The following is a 7,166-nucleotide window of genomic DNA, read 5'->3' as shown; positions in this document are numbered from 1 at the left end:
GCTGATAGCTGATAGCTGATAGCTGATAGCTGATAGCTGATAGCTGATAGCTGATAGCTGATAGCTACTAATATAATACTTGACTATTTTACTCTGGTAATTAAAATTTGCACTCTTTGGTAGTGCGGGGGCTCAATGAAGTTAACATCAAAAGGCAGATATGCCGTTACAGCGATGCTTGATGTTGCGCTACACGCAAGTATAGGGCCAGTTCCCCTTGCCGACATTTCAGAGCGGCAAGAAATTTCGTTGTCATATCTTGAGCAGTTATTTGCCCGATTACGTAAAAATGGTTTAGTCAGCTCTGTGCGTGGTCCCGGTGGGGGTTATCTACTAGGTCGTGAAACGCATGCTATTTCGGTCGGTGATGTGATCAACGCTGTTGATGAATCAATAGATGCAACCCGTTGCCACGGTGCAACTGGTGGTTGCCAAAGCGGCATGCGTTGTTTAACGCATACGTTGTGGTCAGATTTAAGTGCCCGAATAGAAGACTTTTTAAATGGTATTACTCTTGCGGAATTGGTGGAACAATCAGATGTGCAAGAAGTTGCATCTCGCCAAAATAGCAACGTTAGCAATGCAATTAAGCAATTGGAAAATATTCAAGTAAGCTGCCAACTATAGGTTGGCGTCCAGCGGAGAAAGAAATGAAGTTACCGATTTATTTAGATTACGCAGCAACCACGCCAGTTGACGAGCGTGTTGCAAAAGAAATGATGCAATGCCTAACAATGGATGGCAACTTTGGTAACCCTGCATCACGTTCACACCGTTTTGGTTGGCAAGCTGAAGAGGCGATTGATCAGGCACGTACTGATATCGCAGATCTAATTAACGCAGACCCACGTGAAATCGTTTTCACTTCGGGTGCGACAGAATCAAACAACCTTGCTATTAAAGGTGCTGCACAGTTTTACAAAAAGAAAGGTAAGCACGTTATTACCGCAAAAACTGAGCATAAAGCCGTGATCGACACGTGTCGTGAACTTGAGCGCCAAGGTTTTGAAGTTACTTATATGGACGTTGAAGAAAACGGCCTACTGGATCTTAAAAAGCTTGAACAAACTATGCGTGACGACACCGTATTAGTAAGCATTATGCACGTGAATAACGAGCTAGGTGTGATTCAAGATATCGCAACAATTGGCGAAATGTGTCGTGAACGTAAAATCATGTTCCACGTTGATGCAGCGCAAAGCGCAGGTAAAGTGTTAATTGACGTACAGCAGCTTAAAGTTGATTTTATGTCATTCTCTGCGCACAAAATATATGGACCTAAAGGTATTGGTGCACTTTATGTTCGTCGTAAGCCACGTGCACGCTTAGAAGCGCAAATGCACGGCGGTGGTCATGAGCGTGGGATGCGTTCAGGTACTTTAGCAACACACCAGCTAGTTGGTATGGGTGCTGCATTTAGAATTGCGAAACAAGATTTTGAAAAAGACCATGCCCACATCAGTGCGCTTCGTAAGCGTTTAATTGATGGCATTATGGCTGATATGGAAGAAGTGTACTTTAACGGTGCACAGGACCAATCAGTGCCAGGAATTGTTAACATCAGCTTCAACTTTGTTGAAGGTGAGTCGTTATTGATGGCTGTTAAAGATATTGCTGTATCATCAGGTTCTGCCTGTACTTCAGCAAGCTTAGAGCCTTCTTATGTATTACGTGCGCTTGGCCGTAACGACGAATTAGCACACAGCTCAATTCGTTTTAGTATTGGTCGTTTTACTACCGAAGAAGAGATTGATTATACCGTCAATTTAATGAAGAGCTCTATCGGTCGCTTACGTGAGATGTCACCGCTTTGGGAAATGCATCAAGAAGGTGTTGATTTAGATTCAGTTGAATGGGCTCATCATTAATTGATTGAGTACATCCGCTAGCAGGTAATGAGGATAGTATTATGGCGTATAGTGATAAAGTAATCGATCATGTTGAAAACCCACGTAACGTAGGTGTTTTAGACAAAAATGATCCATCAGTAGCAACAGGTATGGTTGGCGCACCAGCATGTGGTGACGTAATGAAGCTGCAAATTAAAGTATCAGCTGCAGGCGTCATTGAAGACGCTAAATTCAAAACATACGGTTGTGGTAGCGCAATTGCTTCATCATCTTTGGTAACAGAGTGGGTAAAAGGTAAAACTTTAGATGAAGCTGCAATGATCAAAAACACTGACATTAGTGCTGAGCTTGAATTACCACCAGTGAAAATTCACTGTTCAATTCTAGCTGAAGATGCAATCCAAGCAGCTATTGCAGACTACAAAAGTAAACAAGCGAAGTAAGAGATAATCATGGCAGTGACATTGACAGATGCGGCAGCAAACCGCGTAGAATCATTTTTAGCAAATCGCGGTAAAGGCCTTGGCCTGCGCGTTGGCATTAAAACGACGGGCTGTTCAGGTCTTGCTTATGTTCTTGAGTTTGTTGACGAGTTAGCTGATGGCGATGAAGTATTTGAATCTCAAGGGGTTAAAGTAATCGTCGATGCTAAAAGCTTAGTTTATATTGATGGCACTGAGCTTGACTACACTAAAGAAGGTTTGAACGAAGGGTTTAAATTTATCAACCCAAATCAAGCTGATGAGTGTGGTTGTGGCGAAAGTTTCACAGTATAACTAGGTAACGCTATTGTATTCTTAAGCCCTGCATCTGTAGGGCTTTGTTCTATCTGAATTTTAAGCCAATATGTTAATTTGGCATGGTTGGAATTATGCGCTATTTTGAATTGTTTGCGATACCTGTTGATTACAATATAGATTTAGCAACAGTAAATAAAAATTACCTCGAACTTCAGCGTGCAGTTCACCCTGATCGTCATGCGAATGCTAGTAGCCGAGATAAATTGCTAGCCGTACAAAATACAGCAGAAATCAACGACGCCCTACAAACCTTAAAGCATCCCGTAAAACGTGCTGAATATATGCTCAGTGAGTTGGGTGTTGATATTCGTGCCGAGCAGCAAACCCTGCAAGATCCGCTTTTTTTAATGCAGCAAATGGAATTACGTGAAGAGCTAGAAGAGTTAACTGCAAGTGCAGATCCTGATGCAGCGATAGCCCAATTCGAACAACAAATAAAACAACTTGATAGCCAATACAGTGCACAGCTTGCAGAGCAACTGGCAAGTGATGATGAGCAGCAATGGCAGCTCGCCGCTGATAACATTCGTAAATTAAAGTTTGTATATAAGCTACGTGATGAATTAGAGCGGATTGAAGACAGTTTATTCGACGATTAATTATCTAACTTACTGAACTACAAGTAAGTCAAACAAGAGTTAAAGAGCATTATGGCATTATTGCAGATTGCTGAGCCGGGGCAGAGCGCGGCACCACATGAACATAAGTTAGCAATAGGTATTGATCTGGGTACTACCAACTCATTAGTTGCGACAGTGCAAAGTGGCGAAGCCCGTACCCTTACTGATATTAGTGGTGCAGCAATGCTCCCTTCAGTTGTTCGCTATCAAGCTGACAGTATTACGGTTGGTGCAGAAGCAGCTCAAGCGGCCACGCAAGATCCTGCCAATACCCTGATTTCAGTTAAACGTTTTTTAGGTAAAACCCAAGCTGAGATCGAGCATAGCTACGGTCAACTACCCTATGATTTTTGCCAGCATGATGGTGCACTTGCCATTACTACCGCTGCCGGTAATATTAGTCCAGTCACTGCATCAAGCGATATTTTAAAAGCGTTAAAACAACGCGCAGCAGAAAGTTTTGCAGGGCAAGATATTTTAGGTGCCGTGATCACAGTGCCAGCTTACTTTGATGATGCGCAGCGCCAAAGCACCAAAGATGCTGCAGAGCTTGCCGGTATCAATGTACTGCGCTTATTAAATGAACCCACTGCCGCCGCCGTTGCTTATGGCTTAGATTCAGGCCAAGAAGGTATTATTGCGGTTTATGATCTAGGTGGCGGTACGTTTGATATTTCGATCTTACGATTAAACCAAGGTGTGTTTGAAGTACTGGCAACCGGTGGTGACTCAAGCCTAGGTGGTGATGATTTTGACTCTTTATTGGTGGATCATTTTAAACGTGAAACGGGGGTAATGACTTTATCACCTTCGAACTTGCGTTTATTTATTAATAAAGCGAAAGCCTGTAAAGAAGCACTCAGCCAATATGCGAAAGTGAATGTTGGTCTTGAGTTTGATAACGAAAAGCACATGGTTGAAGTAACCCGTGACAAGTTTGAAGAACTTGCTATGGTATTGGTTAAAAAGACACTTCGTTCGTGTCGTCGCGCAGTGAAAGATGCTGGCATTAGCAATGACGAAGTACTGCAAGTGGTTATGGTCGGCGGTTCAACCCGCATGCCAATTGTACGTAGCCAAGTTGCTGAGTTTTTTAATAAAGAGCCGCTAACTTCTATCGACCCTGATCGTGTAGTTGCGCTGGGCGCAGCATTACAAGCTGATGTATTGGTAGGTAACAAGCCTGATTCAGATATGCTATTGCTGGATGTACTCCCTCTGTCACTGGGTCTTGAGACCATGGGTGGCTTGGTTGAAAAAATCATTCCACGTAATACCACTATTCCTGTTGCGCGCGCACAAGAATTCACTACCTTTAAAGATGGCCAAACGGCGATGTCTTTACATGTATTACAAGGTGAGCGAGAGCTGGTGGATGATTGCCGTTCATTAGCTAAATTTAGCTTAAAAGGTATTCCACCAATGGCAGCTGGAGCTGCGCATATTCGGGTGACTTTTAAAGTCGATGCCGATGGTCTCCTTAGTGTATCTGCAATGGAAAAATCCACCGGTGTGCAAGCTGAAATTCAAGTTAAACCATCGTTTGGTTTGTCAGACGACCAAGTCGCTAATATGCTTAAAGAGTCGATGACTAACGCTAAAGATGACATGCAAGCGCGTATGCTTAAAGAGCAACAGGTTGAAGCATTACGTGTTATCGAAGCGCTTTATGCATCACTGGCAACAGATAGTGCATTGCTTGATGAAAACGAATTAAATGACCTAAACGCTGAAATTGCTAAACTGGTTAAAGTTCGTGAAACAGCCACAGAGCCAAATGAAATAAAAGCAGCCATTGAAAAAGTTGATAACGCCAGTAGTAAATTTGCTGAGCTAAGAATGGATGCATCGATTAAAAAAGCACTGCAAGGGCAGTCAGTAGACAACGTTTAAAAGAGGTTAGAATGCCACAAATTATTTTTCTTCCCCATCCGGAATTATGTCCTGACGGCGCTGCAATTGATGCACCAAGTGGTGAAACCGTACTGGATGTAGCACTTAAAAACGGCATTAGCATTCCCCATGCATGCGAAAAATCATGCGCATGCACTACGTGCCACTTAGTGATCCGTGAAGGTTTTGATTCACTTGATGAAAGCGACGAACTTGAAGACGACATGTTAGATAAAGCATGGGGCTTAGAGCCAGAATCACGCTTAGGTTGTCAAGCAATTATCCGTGATGAAGACTTAATAGTTGAAATACCGAAGTACAATCTCAATATCGTTAATGAAGAGCATTAAAATTGAGCTGTAAGTTATCAGCTATCAGCTATCAGAAAACACCGCGCTCAATTTGAACGCGGTGTTTTTGTTTTAGCTTACAACTTATAGCTTAAGGCTTACAGCTACAGACCGGAGGGATTTCTATGCCACATCTTATATTTAACGACTCTTTCATCAACGGTGAGTTTTACCACACTGAAAAACACTTCAGTGTTGATGATCCTGCCACCCAGCAAAGCATCGTCATGGTAAGTGATATAGATGATGATGGGGTTAATAAAGCTATTAATGCTGCCCACGGCGCATTTGTAAAATTAAAAGCGACCAATGCTACTACCCGCAGTGAAGTTTTAATGCGTTGGTATGAACTAGTTATGCAGCATAAGCAAGCACTTGCAGAATTAATGACTAAAGAACAGGGCAAACCTCTGAAAGAATCTCTTGGTGAAGTAGATTATGGCGCCGGCTTTATAAAGTGGTATGCCGAGCAAGCAAAACGTAGTTATGGTGATGTTATTCCTGCCACGGATGACAATCATCGTTTAACCAGTTTTAAACAACCCATTGGTGTGGTTGCTGGCATCACGCCTTGGAACTTCCCAATTGCTATGGTCACTCGAAAAGTAGCCCCTGCTTATGCAGCAGGGTGTAGCTTTGTATTAAAGCCATCAGAACATACGCCTTTATGCGCTTTAGCATTAGCATATTTGGCAGATCAAGCTGGTTTTGAAAAAGGCGCTTTTAACGTATTACTTTCTGAAAATGCAAAAATGGTCGGTGAAATCCTTACCGAATCAAACACCGTACGTAAGTTTACATTCACAGGGTCAACCGGTGTTGGTAAGCAGTTGCTTACGCAATGTGCATCGACAATCAAGCGCACTTCAATGGAGTTGGGTGGTAATGCGCCGTTTATAATTTTTGATAACGCTGATTTAGATGAGGCTGTCACTGGCTTAATGGGCGCAAAATTTAGAAATGCTGGGCAAACGTGTGTTGCAGCGAACCGTATTTTTGTGCAGCGCAGCATACTTGATAAAGTACTCAAAAAACTAGCGGTACAAGTAGCGGCACTCAAAGTGGGCAACGGCATTGCTGAAGACACGGATATTGGCCCACTAATTTACCCTAAAGCCAAGCAAAAAGTGCAAGAGTTAGTGGCTGATGCAATCACTAAGGGAGCATCAGTAATCGGGGATGATAAAGATCTCGGAGGGAACTTCCAGGCACCGCTTATTTTAACTGGCGTTACCAGTGCAATGGATATTTATCATCAAGAAGTATTTGGTCCCGTTGCTAGTATTATTCCTTTTGACGAGGAAGCTGAAGTGTTAGCTATGGCTAACGACGTACCTTATGGCCTCGCCGCGTATTTTTACAGTCAAGACATCAAACAAATCTATCGTGTAAGTGAAGCGTTAGAATACGGCATGGTTGGTATTAATGAGGGACTTATCTCCAACCCCGTCGCCCCGTTTGGTGGCGTTAAACAATCCGGCCTAGGACGTGAAGGCGGACACCAAGGACTCGACGAATACCTCGAAGAAAAATATGTGTGTATGAAAATTTAAAGCTATAGGTTTTTAGCCGTCAGCCGTCAGCCGTCAGCCTAAGACAAATTCGTCTTGACACCTAAGTTAATATGAGCAAAATTTTGTAGCTGATAGCTGA

8 protein-coding genes are annotated in these 7,166 nt (G+C 42.9%); all 8 read left to right on the top strand.

All coding sequences use genetic code 11. The annotated features are described in order from the left end of the window. Positions 1-135: 135 nt before the first annotated feature. The 8 genes from iscR (at position 136) to CWB85_RS12750 (ending at position 7,066) form a co-directional block, all read left to right on the top strand. Positions 136-627: a Fe-S cluster assembly transcriptional regulator IscR gene (gene iscR / locus CWB85_RS12785; RefSeq protein WP_016710660.1), complete on the top strand. Its 492-nt coding sequence runs from the start codon at positions 136-138 to the stop codon at positions 625-627. Positions 628-650: 23 nt separating this feature from the next. Next, positions 651-1,868, top strand: coding sequence for an IscS subfamily cysteine desulfurase (locus CWB85_RS12780; RefSeq protein ID WP_016710659.1), 1,218 nt, complete (start codon positions 651-653; stop codon positions 1,866-1,868). A 41-nt stretch (positions 1,869-1,909) separates the two neighbouring features. Continuing rightward, entirely contained in the window at positions 1,910-2,293 is a 384-nt protein-coding gene (gene iscU, locus CWB85_RS12775) for a Fe-S cluster assembly scaffold IscU (protein WP_016710658.1), read from the top strand. A 9-nt stretch (positions 2,294-2,302) separates the two neighbouring features. Beyond that, positions 2,303-2,626, top strand: coding sequence for an iron-sulfur cluster assembly protein IscA (iscA, locus tag CWB85_RS12770; protein ID WP_016710657.1), 324 nt, complete (start codon positions 2,303-2,305; stop codon positions 2,624-2,626). A gap of 95 nt (positions 2,627-2,721) precedes the next feature. After that, on the top strand, positions 2,722-3,249 hold the full coding sequence (hscB, locus tag CWB85_RS12765) for a co-chaperone HscB (protein ID WP_029216299.1): 528 nt from the start codon (positions 2,722-2,724) through the stop codon (positions 3,247-3,249). A gap of 51 nt (positions 3,250-3,300) precedes the next feature. After that, entirely contained in the window at positions 3,301-5,163 is a 1,863-nt protein-coding gene (gene hscA, locus CWB85_RS12760; protein WP_016710655.1) for a Fe-S protein assembly chaperone HscA, read from the top strand. An 11-nt stretch (positions 5,164-5,174) separates the two neighbouring features. Beyond that, entirely contained in the window at positions 5,175-5,513 is a 339-nt protein-coding gene (gene fdx / locus CWB85_RS12755) for an ISC system 2Fe-2S type ferredoxin (protein ID WP_016710654.1), read from the top strand. A gap of 125 nt (positions 5,514-5,638) precedes the next feature. Further along, the gene (locus tag CWB85_RS12750) at positions 5,639-7,066 is read left to right on the top strand and encodes an NAD-dependent succinate-semialdehyde dehydrogenase (RefSeq protein ID WP_138555095.1); all 1,428 of its coding nucleotides are present in this window, start codon (positions 5,639-5,641) and stop codon (positions 7,064-7,066) included. Positions 7,067-7,166: the final 100 nt, after the last annotated feature.

It is taken from the genome of Pseudoalteromonas sp. S1727 (genome assembly GCF_005886375.1).
Lineage (GTDB): Bacteria > Pseudomonadota > Gammaproteobacteria > Enterobacterales > Alteromonadaceae > Pseudoalteromonas > Pseudoalteromonas haloplanktis.
This window is presented reverse-complemented; position numbering and strand designations above follow the sequence as displayed.

What these genes read in the sequence shown, in the direction of transcription:
- iscA (WP_016710657.1), top strand. Translation starts at nt 2,303, where the DNA reads ATGGCAGTGACATTGACAGATGCGGCAGCAAACCGCGTAGAATCATTT.
- fdx (WP_016710654.1), top strand. Translation starts at nt 5,175, where the DNA reads ATGCCACAAATTATTTTTCTTCCCCATCCGGAATTATGTCCTGACGGC.
- CWB85_RS12780 (WP_016710659.1), top strand. Translation starts at nt 651, where the DNA reads ATGAAGTTACCGATTTATTTAGATTACGCAGCAACCACGCCAGTTGAC.
- iscU (WP_016710658.1), top strand. Translation starts at nt 1,910, where the DNA reads ATGGCGTATAGTGATAAAGTAATCGATCATGTTGAAAACCCACGTAAC.
- iscR (WP_016710660.1), top strand. Translation starts at nt 136, where the DNA reads ATGAAGTTAACATCAAAAGGCAGATATGCCGTTACAGCGATGCTTGAT.
- CWB85_RS12750 (WP_138555095.1), top strand. Translation starts at nt 5,639, where the DNA reads ATGCCACATCTTATATTTAACGACTCTTTCATCAACGGTGAGTTTTAC.
- hscA (WP_016710655.1), top strand. Translation starts at nt 3,301, where the DNA reads ATGGCATTATTGCAGATTGCTGAGCCGGGGCAGAGCGCGGCACCACAT.
- hscB (WP_029216299.1), top strand. Translation starts at nt 2,722, where the DNA reads ATGCGCTATTTTGAATTGTTTGCGATACCTGTTGATTACAATATAGAT.